The 15,609-nt window shown below is 70.2% G+C and carries 16 protein-coding genes; 9 read left to right on the top strand and 7 right to left on the bottom strand.

Features of this window, described 5'->3' with window-relative positions:
• Nucleotides 1-43: 43 nt before the first annotated feature.
• The gene (locus tag F8566_RS24980) at nt 44-1,738 is read right to left on the bottom strand and encodes a 3-hydroxyacyl-CoA dehydrogenase family protein (protein ID WP_151563991.1); all 1,695 of its coding nucleotides are present in this window, start codon (nt 1,736-1,738) and stop codon (nt 44-46) included.
• 93 nt (nt 1,739-1,831) lie between these two features.
• Between F8566_RS24980 and F8566_RS24975 the strand changes: the two genes are divergently transcribed.
• Nucleotides 1,832-2,824 carry an LLM class flavin-dependent oxidoreductase gene (locus tag F8566_RS24975; RefSeq protein WP_151563989.1) on the top strand — a complete coding sequence of 331 codons (993 nt, stop codon included), beginning with the start codon at nt 1,832-1,834 and terminating at the stop codon, nt 2,822-2,824.
• Nucleotides 2,825-2,903: 79 nt separating this feature from the next.
• Here the strand turns inward: F8566_RS24975 and F8566_RS24970 are convergent, their stop codons facing one another.
• From F8566_RS24970 to F8566_RS24955, 4 genes are all read right to left on the bottom strand, one after another.
• Nucleotides 2,904-3,290: an SCO5389 family protein gene (locus F8566_RS24970; protein ID WP_151563987.1), complete on the bottom strand. Its 387-nt coding sequence runs from the start codon at nt 3,288-3,290 to the stop codon at nt 2,904-2,906.
• Nucleotides 3,291-3,400: 110 nt separating this feature from the next.
• Nucleotides 3,401-4,321: a homocysteine S-methyltransferase gene (gene mmuM / locus F8566_RS24965; protein WP_225993495.1), complete on the bottom strand. Its 921-nt coding sequence runs from the start codon at nt 4,319-4,321 to the stop codon at nt 3,401-3,403.
• Between the two features lie 47 nt (nt 4,322-4,368).
• The gene (locus F8566_RS24960) at nt 4,369-4,551 is read right to left on the bottom strand and encodes a hypothetical protein (RefSeq protein ID WP_151563983.1); all 183 of its coding nucleotides are present in this window, start codon (nt 4,549-4,551) and stop codon (nt 4,369-4,371) included.
• Between the two features lie 110 nt (nt 4,552-4,661).
• A complete protein-coding gene (locus F8566_RS24955) occupies nt 4,662-5,189 on the bottom strand; it encodes a GNAT family N-acetyltransferase (RefSeq protein ID WP_404800339.1) in 528 nt (175 codons plus the stop codon).
• Between the two features lie 69 nt (nt 5,190-5,258).
• Here F8566_RS24955 and nucS point away from each other — a divergent pair, with 69 nt between their 5' ends.
• From nucS to F8566_RS24930, 5 genes are all read left to right on the top strand, one after another.
• Complete coding sequence (nucS, locus tag F8566_RS24950; RefSeq protein WP_151563979.1) at nt 5,259-5,939, top strand: endonuclease NucS; 681 nt, start codon at nt 5,259-5,261, stop codon at nt 5,937-5,939.
• Between the two features lie 36 nt (nt 5,940-5,975).
• The gene (locus F8566_RS24945; protein ID WP_225993494.1) at nt 5,976-6,374 is read left to right on the top strand and encodes a DUF3224 domain-containing protein; all 399 of its coding nucleotides are present in this window, start codon (nt 5,976-5,978) and stop codon (nt 6,372-6,374) included.
• 26 nt (nt 6,375-6,400) lie between these two features.
• A complete protein-coding gene (locus F8566_RS24940) occupies nt 6,401-6,985 on the top strand; it encodes a TetR/AcrR family transcriptional regulator (protein WP_151563975.1) in 585 nt (194 codons plus the stop codon).
• A 132-nt stretch (nt 6,986-7,117) separates the two neighbouring features.
• Complete coding sequence (locus F8566_RS24935) at nt 7,118-7,936, top strand: site-2 protease family protein (RefSeq protein ID WP_151563972.1); 819 nt, start codon at nt 7,118-7,120, stop codon at nt 7,934-7,936.
• A gap of 190 nt (nt 7,937-8,126) precedes the next feature.
• Nucleotides 8,127-9,209 (top strand): sensor histidine kinase, encoded by a 1,083-nt coding sequence (locus F8566_RS24930; RefSeq protein WP_151563970.1) that lies wholly within the window; start codon nt 8,127-8,129, stop codon nt 9,207-9,209.
• On the opposite strand, the gene F8566_RS24925 is transcribed toward F8566_RS24930, so the two are convergent.
• Complete coding sequence (locus tag F8566_RS24925; RefSeq protein ID WP_151563968.1) at nt 9,206-9,850, bottom strand: TetR family transcriptional regulator; 645 nt, start codon at nt 9,848-9,850, stop codon at nt 9,206-9,208. The genes F8566_RS24930 and F8566_RS24925 overlap by 4 nt on opposite strands.
• A gap of 118 nt (nt 9,851-9,968) precedes the next feature.
• Here F8566_RS24925 and F8566_RS24920 point away from each other — a divergent pair, with 118 nt between their 5' ends.
• The 3 genes from F8566_RS24920 (at nt 9,969) to F8566_RS24910 (ending at nt 13,927) form a co-directional block, all read left to right on the top strand.
• Nucleotides 9,969-10,790, top strand: a complete 822-nt coding sequence (locus F8566_RS24920; protein ID WP_151563966.1) for an NAD(P)H-binding protein — start codon at nt 9,969-9,971, stop codon at nt 10,788-10,790.
• A gap of 128 nt (nt 10,791-10,918) precedes the next feature.
• Entirely contained in the window at nt 10,919-12,319 is a 1,401-nt protein-coding gene (locus F8566_RS24915) for a carotenoid oxygenase family protein (protein ID WP_225993493.1), read from the top strand.
• Between the two features lie 105 nt (nt 12,320-12,424).
• Nucleotides 12,425-13,927 (top strand): aldehyde dehydrogenase family protein, encoded by a 1,503-nt coding sequence (locus F8566_RS24910; RefSeq protein WP_151563962.1) that lies wholly within the window; start codon nt 12,425-12,427, stop codon nt 13,925-13,927.
• Nucleotides 13,928-13,964: 37 nt separating this feature from the next.
• Here F8566_RS24910 and F8566_RS24905 read toward each other — a convergent pair whose 3' ends face one another.
• Nucleotides 13,965-15,539: a GMC family oxidoreductase gene (locus F8566_RS24905; RefSeq protein WP_151563960.1), complete on the bottom strand. Its 1,575-nt coding sequence runs from the start codon at nt 15,537-15,539 to the stop codon at nt 13,965-13,967.
• Nucleotides 15,540-15,609: the final 70 nt, after the last annotated feature.

The raw sequence follows: 15,609 nt of genomic DNA, 5'->3' as shown, positions 1-15,609 counted from the left end.
GTCGGCACGTCACTCAGCGGCACCTCACTCAGCAGCCCCTCACTCAGCGGAGGGTGCGCCCGGCGGTGACGTACTCCTCCAGCAACGGTGCGGGCGCCAGGGCCGCCTCGCGGCTTTCGGCGTAGAGGGCGCGCAGCACCGCGACGGCCCGGTCGAGGCCGAGCCGGTCCAGGTCGGCGATCGGGCCGGTCGGGTAGCCGCACCCCAGCGTCATGGCGGCGTCGATGGAGTCGGCGTCGGCGTACCCGGCTTCCAGCATGGCCGCGGCGTCGTTCAGATAGGGGAAGCGCAGCGCGTCCACGATGAATCCGGCGCGGTCGCGGCAGCGGACGGCCGTCAGGCCGAGCCTCCCGGCCAGCTCCACCGCCTTGTCGGTGACGCCCGGCGAGGTCACGACCGTTCCGGCGATCTCCACCAGTCCACCGCCGGGCTCGGGGAAGTGCAGCCCGACCACGTCGCCGGGCCGGTCGGTCGCCATGGCCAGGTCGATGACCGGCACCGTCGACGCCGTGGTCGCCAGCACCGCGCCCGGCGCGGCGACGTTGTCGACCGCCGCGAACAACGATCGTTTGACCGAGACGTCCTCGGACACCGCCTCGATGATCAGTTCGCAGCCGGCCAGCTCCGACAGCTCGGAACCGCCGCGCACCCGTGCCAGCGCGTCCGCGTCCAGGGCCTTCTCCAGCTCGCTGCGCGCCGCCTGCACCTTGTCGCCGTCGCCCGCGACGTACCGGACCTCGCTGCCCGCCCGCGCGGCGCCCGCGATGATCGCGACGGCGAGCGTGCCGGAGCCGGCGACTCCGACGACCGGCTGCGGCGCCTCGGCCGCCGGAGCCCCGGTCTCGGCGTCCGGTGCCGGTGCCGATGCCGTCGCCGTCTTGTCGTACGAGTAGAAGCCGCGGCCGGTCTTACGGCCGAGCAACCCGGCCGTGACCAGCTCACGCAGCACCGGGGCGGGCGCGTGCCGCCGGTCGCGCGACTCCTGGTAGATCGCCTCCAGGACCTCCAGGCAGGTGTCCAGCCCGATGAGGTCCATGAGGGTGAACGGGCCCATGGGCAGACCGCCGCCGGTCTTCATGGCCGCGTCGATGTCGTCGCGCGTCGCGTGCCCCGACTCCAGCATGGTCGCGGCCTGGTTGAGGTATCCGAAGAGCAGCCGGTTGGCGACGAATCCGGCCCGGTCGCCGATGGTGACCGGCGTCTTGCCGAGCCCCCTCACCAGGTCGGCGACCCGTGCGACGGCGCCGTCCTCGGTGAGCACGGTGCCGATGATCTCGACGAGCCTCATGACCGGCGCCGGGTTGAAGAAGTGCACTCCGACGATCTTGGCGGGGCGGTTGGTGGTGACCGCGATGTCGGTGACCGAGAGCGAGGAGGTGTTGGTGGCCAGCACGGCGTCTGCGCGGCAGACCCGGTCAAGCTGCTCGAACACGCGCCGCTTGAGCTCCAGCCGCTCCGGCACGGCCTCGATGACCAGGTCGCATTCGGCGAGGTCTGCGAAGTCCGTGGACAACGTGATCCGGTCGAGGATCTCGCGCTGCGCCTCCTCGGTGAGCTTGCCGCGCTTGACCGCACGCCCCGTCGACCCCTCCAGGTTGCCGCGGCCCCGGTCCAGGGCGTCCTGGTTGATCTCGATGCCGACGACGGCCAGGCCGCCGCGTGCGAGGACTTCGGCGATGCCCGCGCCCATCGTGCCCAGTCCGACGACTCCGACCCTGCTGAACGAACCACCACTCATGCCTGGCAGTCTCCCAGAGGCGCTTCCCCGAATCGCAGGGGGCACCCCGGCGCGGGTCGCAGGGGGCACCCCGGCGCGGGTACACACGTCCACGTGCGCTTCGGAATCTTCCTCCTCGCAACCCGTTACCCCGGCCAGTCCGACGCCGACGCCCTGTCCCGTACCGTCGAGGCCGCCCTCGCCGCCGAACGGGCCGGTTTCGACGACGTCTGGATCGCCGAACACCACTTCATGCCGTACGGCGTCTGCCCGTCGGCACCGACACTCGCAGGCGTCCTCCTCGGCCGTACGAGCCGGATCCACGTCGGCACGGCCGTCAGCGTCCTCTCCAGCCAGCACCCCGTCGCACTCGCCGAACAGGCCGCCCTCCTGAGCCTGGTCTCCGGTGGCCGCTTCCACTTGGGGGTGGGGCGCGGCGGCCCATGGCGCGAACTGGAGGTCTTCGGCACAGGACTGTCCCGCTACGAGGACGGCTTCGCGGAGTCACTGGATCTCCTGCTCACCTGGCTGCGGTCCGACCGCGTCGGCTGGTCGGGCGAGCACTTCGAGTTCCGTGAGGTCCCCGTCGTCCCGCGTGCGGCCGCCCCTCCCCCGGTCTCGGTGGCCTGTACGTCGCCCGCGACCGAGGCGCTGGCCGCCGCCCACGGGCTCCCCATGCTGCTGGGGATGCATGTGGGGAACGATGGCAAGGCCGAGGCGGTGGCCCGCTACGGCAAGCCCGCTCCGCACATCTCCACCCACCTCGCCCAGGTCGCCGACTCGCGAGCCGAAGCCGTCGAGACCCTCCTGCGCGAGATGCCCCGCTGGCTCGGGCCGGGTCTGGACGGCTACGTCGCGGTGGACGACCGCCCACGCCCCCAACGAGATCCCGCCGCCTACGCACGCCACCTGTGCGACCTGCAGCACCCGATCGGCTCACCGGACGACTGTGTGGAGGCGATCCTCGCCACGGCCGAGCACACGGGCATCGAGCACATGATCCTTCACGTTGAGGCGGCCGGCTCGCGTACGGCCACCCTCGACAACATCGCCCGCCTGGGAAGCGAGGTCCTTCCCAAGGTCCGCGCAGCAACGTCCGGGCGGTGACCCCCGGGCGGTGACCCCCGGGCGGTGACGAGACGAACGAGCGGCCGGAGGGCGACACGCGCCCTCCGGCGCAGCCCGTTCAGCAGTCGCGGAGTTCGGGCGACTGGTTGAGGATCTGCTCGCGCGGAGTGACGAAGCGGCGGTAGGCCTCCGAGTCGCCGGTCGGGAACACCGCGACGCGATGGCAGTTCTGGAAGGCCAGCTTCACCCCGAAGTAGCGTTCCAGGGTGCCGCGCATGGAGTCGCTCGCCAGGACCCTCAGCAGCTGACCGCGCGCCTGCTCGTCCGGCGGTGGCGTGTGGTTGTCGGCGAAGTCTCCGCCGTCCACCTGCAGCCGGGCCACCAGGCCGCTGATCATCTCCCAGGCGTACGGGAGGGAGGTACGGATGCAGTCGACGAAGGCCGCGTCGTCGATCTCGCCCCGCTGCGCCGTGTCGAGGAGCTCCGGAGTCACATCAAGGGACATTGCGTGTTCCTTTCACCAGCCGTGACGAACACCTACCACTTGTGACGCTAGGTCCGGTTCTCCGAGAATTCCAGGCTTGACAGCCTGCCCTCTGCGCCTGGCCCCGGGTCTCAGCGAGGGATGAGGTCGGTGAGGGCGGCGATGTCGGCGGGTCCCACGCGGCAGCAGCCGCCCACCAGACGAGCCCCGCCCGACAGCCAGGCATGGATCCGTTCGGGCGCGAAGGTGTGATGGGAGGTGCCGGTCCAGGACCGGGCCACCGCGTCCCAGCCCTCGCCGCTGTTGGGGTAGGCGATCACTGGCTTGCCGGTGAGGTCGTGAGCGAGCCGTACCGCGCCGGTGATGTCGGTGGGGGCACTGCAGTTGATGCCCACCGCGATGATCGCGTCGTTGCCCCTGGGCACGGAGAACGCCTCGTCGAGGGGTTGGCCCGCCCGGGTGCGGTCACCCTCGATCGTGTACGACAACCAGGCGGGCTTGCCCAGTCCGTCGATCGCCGCCATGAGGGCCGCGGCCTCGTCGATGTCGGGCACGGTCTCCAGCGCGAGGACGTCCGCGCCCGCCTCGGCCAGTACCTCCAGGCGAGGCCGGTGGAAGCGGGTCAGTTCGGCCACCGACTGCCCGTAGCGTCCGCGATACTCCGACCCGTCGGCCAGCATCGCACCGTACGGGCCGACCGAGGCGGCGATCCACAGCGGACGCCCATCTCCTTCGTCGTGTCGGCGCTCCCGTGCGGTCGCGGCCAGCGTGACGCTGCGGCGCAGCAGTTCGGCGGTCTGCTCGGCGGTAAGCCCGTGAGCGGCGAACCCCTCGAAGGTGGCCTGGTAGCTGGCCGTGGTCACCACCTGGGCTCCCGCCCGGAAGAAGGCGAGATGGGCATCGACGACCGCTTCGGGGGCATCGGCGAGGAGGCGAGCGGACCACAGCTGGTCGGACAGGTCGTGCCCCTGGGCCTCCAGCTGGGTCGCGAGCCCTCCGTCGAGCACGACGACCCCCTGGTCGATGGCCGCCTCCAGCGATGTCCCTCTCACCTTGGAGATCCTACGAGGACGTGGGCGGCCACGCGGCAGAGGGTCGGTCAGCGGCCCTCGGCCGCCAGTCGCACCTTGCGGGAGCGGCGGGAGGGAGCGCGCAGCGTCCGGTCCTCCCAGAACTTGCGGGCCCTGCGAACGATGGTGGCGTCACGGTCGGCCTTGGCCTGGGCCTGGAGGTCCCGAACGCGCTCTCGCATCACCGAGTCCATGATGTCGTTGTGGAACATGACCCCTCCTTGTGGTGCGGGCCGTTCTCCCTGGCCCGACATCCTCAAGGTTCGGCCTAAGGCCCCCACCTCCGCATGGGGACGTCGCCTTACTTCCGCGCCCCATCGCCTTAGATCGACGTCGCCTCAGGCGACATCGCCTTAGGCAGGTCACGGGATCTGAGTGAGCGGGCCATCAGGATGTCGTCCACGTACTGGCCGTCGAGATGGAACTCCTCGCGGAGCACTCCTTCGATCTTGAAGCCGGCCCGCTCGTAGAGCCGCTGGGCCGCGGTGTTCCAGCCGAGGACCCGGAGCGTGATGCGCCGGGCGCCCTGGCGCGCGGCCTCGGCGCACGCCGCCTCGATCAGCGCCCGGCCGACTCCCGCGCAGCGTTCGCCGGTGTCGACGGCGAGGCCCTGGATCTGGCGCACATGGTCACCGCAGGGCTCGGGGACCGGCTGCACGAGCCGGACGTACCCGACGACCCGGCCGCCGCGTTCGGCGACCAGATGCTGCCCGGGTGGATGCGCGACGTCGAAGAACGGCTTGCCCGGCGGGGGTTCCGGCAGCACGGCGTGGATCGGCGACCAGGTACGGCGGTCGAGGTCGGCCAGCGCCTCGTCGTCCTCCCGGCGCGCGATGCGGATCTCGGTCACGCCGATCATTGTTGCGGAGTCCGGCGGCCGGGGGACGCGTGGCCGGCGGGCTCACTAAGGTGGTGCATCGTGCGTCTCGTAATCGCCCGCTGCAGTGTGGACTATGCCGGAAAGCTGACCGCCCATCTGCCGATGGCGCTCAGGCTGATTCTCATCAAGGCCGACGGAAGCGTGAGCATCCACGCCGACGACCGCGCCTTCAAACCCCTCAACTGGATGAACCCGCCGTGCTCGCTGCGTGAGGAGCCGTACGAGGAGAACGGCGCGATCGCGCGCTGGACCGTCACCCACACCAAGTCGGGCGAACGGCTGATCCTCACCATCGAGGAGATCCAGCACGACTCCAGCCACGAGCTGGGACTCGACCCGGGCCTGCAGAAGGACGGCGTGGAGGCGCATCTCCAGGAACTGCTCGCCGAGCACATCACCACGCTCGGCGAGGGCTGGACGCTGATCCGGCGGGAGTACCCGACCGCGATCGGCCCGGTGGACATCCTCTGCCGCGACGCGGGCAGCGCCACGGTCGCCGTCGAGATCAAACGGCGCGGCGAGATCGACGGCGTCGAGCAGCTGACCCGCTATCTGGAGCTGCTCAACCGCGACCCGCACCTGGCGCCGGTCCGGGGCATCTTCGCGGCGCAGGAGATCAAACCCCAGGCCCGGGTGCTGGCGACCGACCGCGGCATCGACTGCGTGACCCTCGACTACGACGCGCTGCGCGGAATCGAGCACGAGGGCACACTTTTCTGAGCCATCGTCCGGCGCTCGTCCGGCAAAATGACGTTCATGACCCTTCACGCCGGTGGCACGTTCGATATCGACGCCTGGGACGCGGAGAAGCCGTACGAAGAGGAGAACGGCACCAAGCTGTCCCGCGTACAGGTCGGCAAGACCTTCCACGGCGACATGGTGGGCACCAGCACGGCCGAGCTCCTGACGGTGGAGACGCAGGCCGGGCCCGCCGCGTACGTGGGACTGGAGACCGTGCGGGCGATCCTGCACGGACGCGAGGGCACCTTCGTCCTCCAGCACAGCGCGGGCGGCGGCGCGGAGGGCCAGTGGCTGCGCTGGGAGATCGTGGCGACCTCGGGCACCGGTGAACTCGCCGGCATCCAGGGCCGGGGCACCATCGAGATGAGCCCGGACGGCGGCCACTCCTGGACCCTGGACTACACGCTGGACTGATCGGGGCCGCCGGATAATCTTCAGGCATGCCCCCGGCGACCACGGACTCCACGCGCGAGCGGATCATCGACGCGGCCGAGGAGTGCTTCGGCAGGTTCGGCGTGGCCAAGACCACGGTCGAGGACATCGCCGCCGCGGCCGGGCTCTCGCGAGCGACCGTCTACCGGAGCATCACCGGCGGCCGCGACGAACTCATCCTCGCCGTGGTGTTGCGGGACCTCGGCCGGTTCCTCGACGCGCTGAACGAACGGCTGCGCCGCGAGAAGTCGGTGCCGGACGCGATCGTCGAGGGCACCATGGACGCGGTCGCGTTCGTCCGCGGGCAACCGACGGTGGCTCAGTTCCTGGTGCCGGAGGCGGCGGGGCACATGCAGGCGGTGGTGGCGGCCGCGGCCGAGCACGTGCTCAACTTGTGCTGCGACTACGTGCGGCCCCACTTCGACCTGGCCCAGCGGGAACGGCGCCTGCGCCCGGACATCGAGGTGGAAGGCACGGTGGAGTTCCTCTTCCGTATCATCACCTCGCTGATCGTCATGGATCGCGACCGGCCGCCCGAGCACACCCGCCGCTTCCTCCGGACGTACGTCGTACCTGTCATCACCGGTCCTTGACACGGGCCATATAACTGCGAAGCGAAGCTTGTCCATTGAAGGTGGTGGGCGGGGGCTGGAGGACGGTCAGGTAGCGTCAAGATCGAGCAAAGGCGAGCAGGGGCGCGGCACGCGCGAACGAGAGGGACCAGTATGGGATCGGTACACCAGATGCGGGGGCGCTCCGCGGTCTCCCCGAGCCCGGTGTTCCTCGCGATCGTTGGGGCGACAATCCTGTTCGGCCTCATGGCGTGGCGGTACGGCAATGTCATGGACCGCCCGGCACGGCTGGCGGTGTTCGGCTTCGTCATCGCCGCCTGGATCCTGACCCTGTGCGTGCACGAGTTCGGCCACGCCTACCTGGCCTACCGGTCGGGCGATCACAGCGTGGCCACGCGGGGCTACCTGACGCTCAACCCGACCAAGTACGCCGACGTCACGCTGAGCTTCCTCATCCCGGTGCTGTTCATCCTGCTCGGCGGCATCGGCCTGCCGGGCGGCGCGGTCTGGATCGACCGGCACGTGATCCCCGGCAAGATCCGGCACAGCCTGATCTCCGCCGCCGGCCCGCTGTCGAACGTGCTGTTCGCCATCATGCTGGCGGTCGTCTTCAAGAACTTCGCCGACAAGGGCCATGGGGTGTTCTGGTCGGCGCTGGCCTTCCTGGCGTTCCTCCAGGTCACGGCCGCCATCCTCAACCTGCTGCCGATCCCCGGCCTGGACGGCTTCGGGATCATCGAGCCCTACCTGCCGCGGCGCTGGGTGGACCAGGCCAACGCCTACGGCGGCTACGTCTTCCTGGCTCTGATCGCGCTGCTCTGGATCGGGCCGATCAACGAGGCGTTCTTCGACGTGATCTACAACGTCACCGACGCGCTCGGGCTGGGTGAGTTCCCGTTCCGGGTGTCGCTGGAGTTCGACCAGATCCCGATCCAGCTGGGCCACTACCTCTTCCAGTTCTGGCGCGGCTGATCATGGTGCGCTGATCGTTCTGCGGCCGGTCACTCCGGCTCTCGGGACATACTGACCGTGTGACCCCCTCTCAGCGGCACACCCGGCATGTGTGGGAGCGGCTGCAACTCGTCTGGGACATCTACACCGTCGTCGTGCTGGTCGCGACGATCGTGCTGGTGGCGTTCGGGACCACGGACGGCACCGGACGGTGGTTGTCGGCCGGGCTGCTGGCCGCGATCCTCGGCTCTACTTCCTGGTCGCGCGGGAGCCCATCCAGGCCGACAACGTGGGAACGGCCCGGGGATACGCCTACATCGCCGCGATGCTGGGCCTCTACGGAACGGCCGCGTTCCTAGTGAACGGGGTGTGGTTCGCGGCGTTCGCCCTCGTGCCGCACTGCTTCCAGTTGTTGCCGCTCCGGCGGGCCGTCGCCGCCGTGGTCGTCGTCAACCTGCTCCCGCTGGCCACAGTCCTGATAGACCAGCACGAGTCTGCCGAGATGGTGCCTGGGCTCATCGCCACGGGCGTCCTCACCACCACGTTCGCGCTGTTCATCGGATACTGGATCGAACGGATCATTGTGCAGAGCCGGGAGCGCGCCGATCTGATCGATCGGCTGGAGGCCAGCCAGGCCGAGGTGGCACGGCTGTCGCACGCCGCCGGGGTCGCCGCCGAACGCGACCGGCTCGCCGCCGAGATCCACGACACCCTCGCCCAGGGCTTCCTCACGATCCTGATGTTGCTCCAGGCCTCGGAGCGGAGGCTCGATCCGGACGACCCGATTCGGGAGACGATCTTCATGCCCGCAATCAGGGCCGCGCGCGAGAACCTCGCCGAGGCCCGCGCGCTGATCGCGGCACGGCCTCCGGTGGCGCTCGACGCCGCCCCGGTGCCGGAGGCGTTGCGCCACCTGACCCGTACGTTCGGCGAGGAGACCGGAGTCACCGCGTCCTACGAGATCGACGGCACGCCGCGGACGCTCGCGCCCGACCTCGACGTCGTCCTGCTGCGTGCCGCGCAGGAGGCGCTGACGAACGTGCGCAAGCACGCGGCCGCGACCACGGTCACCGTACGGCTCGCCTACGAGGACGCGTCGGTACGGCTGACGGTGACCGACGACGGCACCGGGTTCTCTCCCGAGACCGCCGCCGACCCCGACGCGGCGACGGGCGAGCACTTCGGACTGGTCGGCCTGCGCCGCCGGGCTGCACGCCACGACGGCACGGTCACGATGACCAGCGGCGACGCCTCAGGCGGGGGGACGACGGTCACCGTGGAGTTGCCCGGCTAGGACTCTTCCGGCGTGGACTGTTCCGGCTTGGGGTCGGCCGCCAGGCGGCGGATGATGCGGCGGAGTTGCTCGGCGTACCGTTCTTTGAACTCGGGTGACCCGGGATCCAGGCCGAAGATCCGGCGGACGGTGAGCCCCATGACGGCCGGCGCGGAGACCGCAGCCTGCAGGACCAGCATGACGGTGGCCGGATCGAGCTCCTCGGCCAGCTCACCTGCCTCCTGGCGCCGTTCCAGATCGGAGAGGTCTTCTCGGCCCAGGTCGGGGATGTCGTCGGGATCCTCGGTCAGGCTCCGCCAGGCCAGGAGCCGCGAGCTTCGCGGATCGTCGAGCGTCGGCCGGAGGTAGCGCATCACCAGCTCCTCCAGCGGCAGCCCGGCCTTAGTGAACTCGGCCTCCTCCTCCAGCCACTGCCGGCCCAGCTCGTCGTAGAGCCCCTCCTTGCCGCCGAAGTAGTAGTTGATCAGCTGCTTGTTGACCCCGGCCCGGTCGGCGATGTCCTGCACCCGGGCCCCCGCGTACCCCTTGGCGGAGAACTCGTCCAGCGCCGCCTCCAGCAGCAGCCGCCGGGAGCGCTCGGCGTCCAGCTTGCGCTCCCCCGGTGCGGGCGCGCGTCGCGGGCGCCTCGTCGTCTCCTTCATGACGTCTCCTTCATGACGCCATGGTAGCCGGGTGGGTGAAGTATTCATCCATCCGACTGTTTGACAATTTCATCCAGTTGGATGAAACTGAGTTCCGTTCCCCTGCAAGGAGAAGCAAATGATCTTGATCACCGGTGCCACCGGGAATGTCGGCCGCCACCTCGTCGCCGAGTTGCTCACCGCGGGGCGGAAGGTCCGGGCGCTCAGCCGCGATCCAGCCACCGCCGGCCTGCCGAGCGGCGCCGAGGTCGCCCGCGCCGACGAGGCCCCCATGGACGGCGTCGAGGCGGTCTTCTTCAACCCGGCGACGTCCTGGAATGGTCCCGGCGAGCTGCTCGCCAAAGCCAAGGCGCACGGCGTCCGCCGTGTCGTGATGTTGTCGTCGATGTCCTGCCTGGGCGAGGACGACCCGGCCAACCTGATCGGCCAGCACCACCTGGAGGCCGAGCGAGAGATCGAAGCGTCCGGCCTGGAGTGGACGTTCCTCCGGCCCGGCGCGTTCGCCGCCAACACGCTCGACTGGGCCGGGCAGATCCGCGAAGACGGCGTGGTGCGCGGTCCGTACGCCCGCGCGCACACGACGCCGATGCACGAACGGGACATCGCCGAAGCGGCGGCCCAGGCCTTCCTCGCCGATGACCTCGTCGGCACCAAGCCGGTCCTCAGCGGCCCCGAGTCGCTCACCCATGCCGACCAGGCCCGCATCATCGGCGAGGCCATCGGCAGGTCCGTGCGTTACGAGGAGCTCTCCCCCGAGACCGCCCGCGAGGCGATGATCGGCGGGGGTGTTCCCGCGCCCTTCGTGGACGCGATGTTGCGGATGTACGCGAGCGCCGTCGACACCCCGGCGGAGGTGTATCCGGAGTTCGAGCAGATCACCGGTCGCAGGGCCCGCACGTTCGCCGAATGGGCGGCCGACCACGCCCCCACCTTCAGCTGATCGAGCCTTCAGCTGATCGAGGCTCCGGTTGGTCGAGGCTCCGGTTGGTCGATCTTCCAGCTTTGACATGTCGCTTCAGGGATATCTACGTTCGACATGTCGAAGCTGGAAGATCGGGGAGTGCCGCCGTGAGCGAGCAGACCGAGCAACGGACCGAGCAGCAGACCGGCGCCAGCCCCGCCTGGCTCACCGGACACCTGACGCCCGTGCCTGACGAGATCGACGCCGTCGGCCTGGAGGTCACCGGCACGCTGCCGGACGAGCTCACCGGCCGCTACTTCCGGAACGGGCCCAACCCGCTGCCCGGCCAGGACTCCGGCCACTGGTTCACCGGTCATGGCATGGTCCACGGCGTGCGGCTGCGGGACGGCCGCGCCGAGTGGTACCGCAACCGCTGGGTCCGCACCCGCTCGTTCACCGACGGCGCCCCGTTCGTCGCCGACGACCTGACCATCGACCGGACGGCCGTGCTGGCCAACACGCATGTCATCCCGCACGCCGGCAAGATTCTTGCGCTGGTCGAGGTCGGGTTCCCGTACGAGCTGACGCCGGAGCTGGAGACGGTCGGGCCGTGTGACTTCGACGGGCGGCTGACCAGCGCGATGACCGCGCATCCCAAGCAGGACCCGGTCACCGGCGAGCTGTTGTTCTTCGGATACGGCTTCATGCCGCCGTACCTGACCTACCACCGGCTGTCGGCGGACGGGCGGCTGGTGGAGAGCCGGGAGATCGAGGTGCCCGGCCCGACGATGATGCACGACTTCGCCATCACCGAAAACCATGTGATCTGGCTCGATCTACCGCTGGTGTTCGACCTGGAGCTGGTGAACGGCGGCATGCCGTATCGCTGGGACGACGCGTACGGCGCCCGGATCGGCGTGATGCCCCGCGACCAGCACACCGGAACTCAGGCAGGCACGGTCCGGTGGTTCGACGTGGACCCCTGCTACGTCTTCCACGTCGGGAACGCTCACGAGGACGCCCAGGGCCGGGTGGTGCTCGACGCCGCCCGGTACCGCCCGGAGGAGTTCACCGCGTTCTGGCCGACCATCGGCGGCCCCGGGCAGGAGACCGCCGCCGCGGCGGGACCGGCGCAGGCCGCCGCGTCCACCGGCAACGCCCGGGTGCACCGCTGGACGCTCGACCCGGCGTCCGGGAAGGTCTCCGAGGAGACGCTGGACGACCGCGGTGTGGAGTTCCCGACGCACGACGACGCGCGTACGGGGCGTCCGCACCGCTTCCTCTACACCGCGGCCGACGACGCGATCGTGAAGTACGACCTGCGCGACGGGTCCTCAGAGGCGCTCGAACTCGGACCGGAGCTGACGCCCGGCGAGGCTGTCTTCGTCCCCGCCCAGGGCGCGCGCGCCGAGGACGAGGGCTGGCTGCTGTCGATCGTCTCCGATCTCGCCGCCACCCGCTCGGAGTTGCTCGTCCTGGACGCGTCCGATCTCTCCCGGACCGCCTCGGTGCGGCTGCCGCGCCGCGTTCCGGCGGGGTTCCACGGGAGCTGGATCCCGGACGCCTGAGACACTCTCGCCTCCTGCGGGCATAGGGTGATTTACTAGCCGGTATCTTCTGCAAGTGGATACTTACTGAGCTCGCCGAGTCGGCCCTTCCCGGGAGGTTTCCTCATGTCCGTCGCCACGGAGAGCAGCACGAGCTTCGAGTCGCTGAACCCGGCGACCGGCGAGGTCGTCGCCGAACATCCGGTCCACGACGAGAAGGCGGTCGCCGGGATCGTCGAGCAGGCCCGCGACGCCGCCGAATGGTGGCAGGCCCTCGGCTGGAAGGAACGGCGGCTCCGGCTGCTCAACGTCAAGGGCTCCCTCACCCGCAACCTGAACCGGATGGCCGAGCTCATCCACCAGGAGACCGGCAAGCCAGTGCAGGACGCCCAGCTTGAAACGATCATGGCCATCACCCATCTGGACTGGGCCGCCCGCAACGCGCAGAAGGTGCTCGGCCCGCGCAACGTCTTCCCCGGCATGATCGCGATCAACCAGAAGTGCGTGCTGGAGTACCAGCCGCTCGGCGTGGTCGGCGTCATCGGCCCCTGGAACTACCCGATCTTCACCCCGATGGGCTCGATCGCGTACGCGCTCGCCGCCGGCAACGCGGTGATCTTCAAGCCGTCGGAGTTCACCCCCGGCGTCGGCGTCCTGCTGGCCGAGCTCTTCGCGGCCGTGGTGCCCGAGCGCCCGGTGTTCCAGACCATCACCGGGCTCGGCCCGACCGGCGGCGCGCTCGCGGCCCACCCGGGCATCGACAAGATCGCGTTCACCGGTTCGGCCCGTACCGCCAAGAAGGTCATGGCGGCCTGCGCGCAGAACCTCACCCCCCTCGTCGCCGAGTGCGGCGGCAAGGACGCCTGCATCGTGGACGCCGACGCCGACCTGGACGCCGCCGCCGACGCGGCGCTGTGGGGCGCCATGTCCAACGCCGGCCAGACCTGCATCGGCGTCGAGCGCATCTACGTCGTCGACTCCGCCTACGACGCGTTCCTCGGCAAGCTCACCGAGAAGGCCAGGGACCTGCGGCCCGGCTTCGACCGCGAGGCCGCGTACGGCCCGATCACGATGCCCGGCCAGCTGGACATCATCGAACGGCACATCAAGGACGCCCTCGACAAGGGCGGCACGGCCGTCGTCGGCGGCGCCGAGTCGGTCCGCAAGCCCTATGTCGAGCCCGTCGTTCTCACCGATGTTCCCGATGACTCCGCCGCGGTGCGCGAAGAGACCTTCGGCCCCACGATCACCGTGCACCGGGTCAAGGACCTCGACGAGGCGCTGGAGAAGGCCAACCAGACCGGCTACGGCCTGGCCGGCACGATCTTCTCCGGCAACAAGGCGCGCGCGATGGACGTCGCTCGCCGGATGCGTTCGGGCATGACCTCCATCAACGCCTTCGCCGCGTTCGCCCAGGTCGCCGCGCTGCCCTTCGGCGGCGTCGGCGAGTCGGGCTTCGGCCGCATCCACGGCGCCGACGGCCTCCGCGAGTTCGCCCGAGCCAAGGCCATCACCCGGCAGCGCTTCGCCATCCCGGGCAACCTCGCCTCCTTCTCCCGCACCGAGAAGGAGATGGCGCGGCTCCTCCAGATGGTCACCATGCTCCACGGCAAACACTACAAGCGCTGAGTCGAGCCGCCGATCAGGTCAGGGACGCGGCCCCGGTTCAGCTGAGGGGGACGCGGCCCCGGATGAGGTCGGCGGCACGTTCGGCGATGGCGATGGTGGGGGCGTTGGTGTTGCCGCGCGGCACGGCCGGCATCACCGAGGCGTCGACGACACGCAGGCCCTCGACGCCGCGCACCCGGAGCTCGGGGTCGCACACCGCGTCGCCGCCGCCCATCGCGCAGGTGCTGGTCGGGTGGAAGAGGGTGGCGCACTCCTTGCGGACGAACTCCTGGAGCGAGGCGTCGTCGTCGACCTGCTCGCCCGGGGACCACTCGCCGCCGACCATCCCGGCCAGCGGGCCGGTCGCGGCGATCTCCCTGGCCTGGCGGACGCCCGCGACCATGGTGTCCAGATCCGCCTTGTCGGCGAGATAGGCCGGGTCGATCAGGGGCTTGGCGTACGGGCTCGCCGAACGGAGCGTCAGCGTGCCGCGGCTCGCGACCGCCAGGGCGGTGACGAAGACCGAGAGGGCCCGCTCGTGCGACTCGACCAGCCCCTGCCTGACGAACGGGGTCGGCAGCACGTGGTACTGCAGGTCGGGGGCGGGCAGGCCCTCGACGGTACGGACGAAGCCGCCCGCCTCGGCGATGTTCGAGGCGTACGGACCGCGGCCCAGCGCCTGGTAGAGCGCGAAGTTGCGGGCGCCGGCGAGCTCCCACAACGCCTTGTGCCGGGGCGTCGAGAACATGACGTTCACGAACGGGTGGTCCTGGAGGCCCTGTCCCACCGGCGCGTCGACCAGCACGTCGATGCCGTGCTCGCGCAGGTGATCGGCGGGGCCCACGCCGGACACCATGAGCAGCTGCGGGCTGTTGATCGCCCCGCCGGACAGCACGATCTCGCCCTCGGCGCGCGCCTCGACCGTCTCGCCGCGGACCTCGTACGCGACGCCGGTGGCGCGGCCGTTCTCGATCAGCACGCGGGTCACGAGGGCGTCGGTCACCACGGTCAGGTTGGGCCGGGACAGCGCCGGGCGCAGGTAGCCGGCGGCCGTCGACCAGCGCTTCCCGCGTTTGTGGGTGACCTGGTAGAAGCCGACGCCGTCCTGCTCGGCGCCGTTGAAGTCGTTGTTGGCGGCCAGGCCGTACGCCTTGGCCGACCGCACCCAGGCCTGGCTGAGGGGGTGCTTGTAGCGCAGGTCCTCGACGCGCAGCGGTCCGCCGACGCCATGGAGGTCCGACTCGCCGCGCTGCTGGTCCTCGGCACGCCGGAAGTAGGGCAGCAGCTGGTCGAAGCCCCAGCCCTCGCAGCCGTACGAGTCGCGCCAGGTGTCGTAGTCGTACCGGTGCCCGCGGATGTAGATCATCGCGTTGGTGGACGAACTGCCGCCCAGCGTGCGCCCCCGCGGCCAGTAGACCGTGCGGTCTGCGGCGTGCTCCTGCGGGACGGTGTCGTAGTTCCAGTCGTACGGGCCCTTGATCAACGAGGCGACGGCGGCCGGGATGTGGATCTCGGGGGCGTCGTCGGGCGGCCCGGCCTCCAGGAGCAACACCTGGGTGCCGGGATCCTCGCTCAGCCGGGCGGCGAGCACGCATCCCGCGCTGCCCGCCCCCACGATGATGTGGTCGTACACGGCCGCCTCCGAACTGTCATGCCCAGCCGAGAAAGTAAGCGAAACCCTACCGAACATCATTTTGTACAGG

The sequence above is a fragment of the Actinomadura rudentiformis genome, assembly GCF_008923185.1.
In the GTDB taxonomy this organism is placed as follows: Bacteria; Actinomycetota; Actinomycetes; order Streptosporangiales; family Streptosporangiaceae; genus Spirillospora; species Spirillospora rudentiformis.
This window is presented reverse-complemented; position numbering and strand designations above follow the sequence as displayed.

Coding starts and splice junctions, on each gene's coding strand:
- F8566_RS24980 (WP_151563991.1), bottom strand. CDS start 1,738: ATGAGTGGTGGTTCGTTCAGCAGGGTCGGAGTCGTCGGACTGGGCACG.
- F8566_RS24970 (WP_151563987.1), bottom strand. CDS start 3,290: ATGTCCCTTGATGTGACTCCGGAGCTCCTCGACACGGCGCAGCGGGGC.
- F8566_RS24960 (WP_151563983.1), bottom strand. CDS start 4,551: ATGTTCCACAACGACATCATGGACTCGGTGATGCGAGAGCGCGTTCGG.
- F8566_RS24945 (WP_225993494.1), top strand. CDS start 5,976: ATGACCCTTCACGCCGGTGGCACGTTCGATATCGACGCCTGGGACGCG.
- F8566_RS24940 (WP_151563975.1), top strand. CDS start 6,401: ATGCCCCCGGCGACCACGGACTCCACGCGCGAGCGGATCATCGACGCG.
- F8566_RS24935 (WP_151563972.1), top strand. CDS start 7,118: ATGGGATCGGTACACCAGATGCGGGGGCGCTCCGCGGTCTCCCCGAGC.
- F8566_RS24925 (WP_151563968.1), bottom strand. CDS start 9,850: ATGAAGGAGACGACGAGGCGCCCGCGACGCGCGCCCGCACCGGGGGAG.
- F8566_RS24920 (WP_151563966.1), top strand. CDS start 9,969: ATGATCTTGATCACCGGTGCCACCGGGAATGTCGGCCGCCACCTCGTC.
- F8566_RS24910 (WP_151563962.1), top strand. CDS start 12,425: ATGTCCGTCGCCACGGAGAGCAGCACGAGCTTCGAGTCGCTGAACCCG.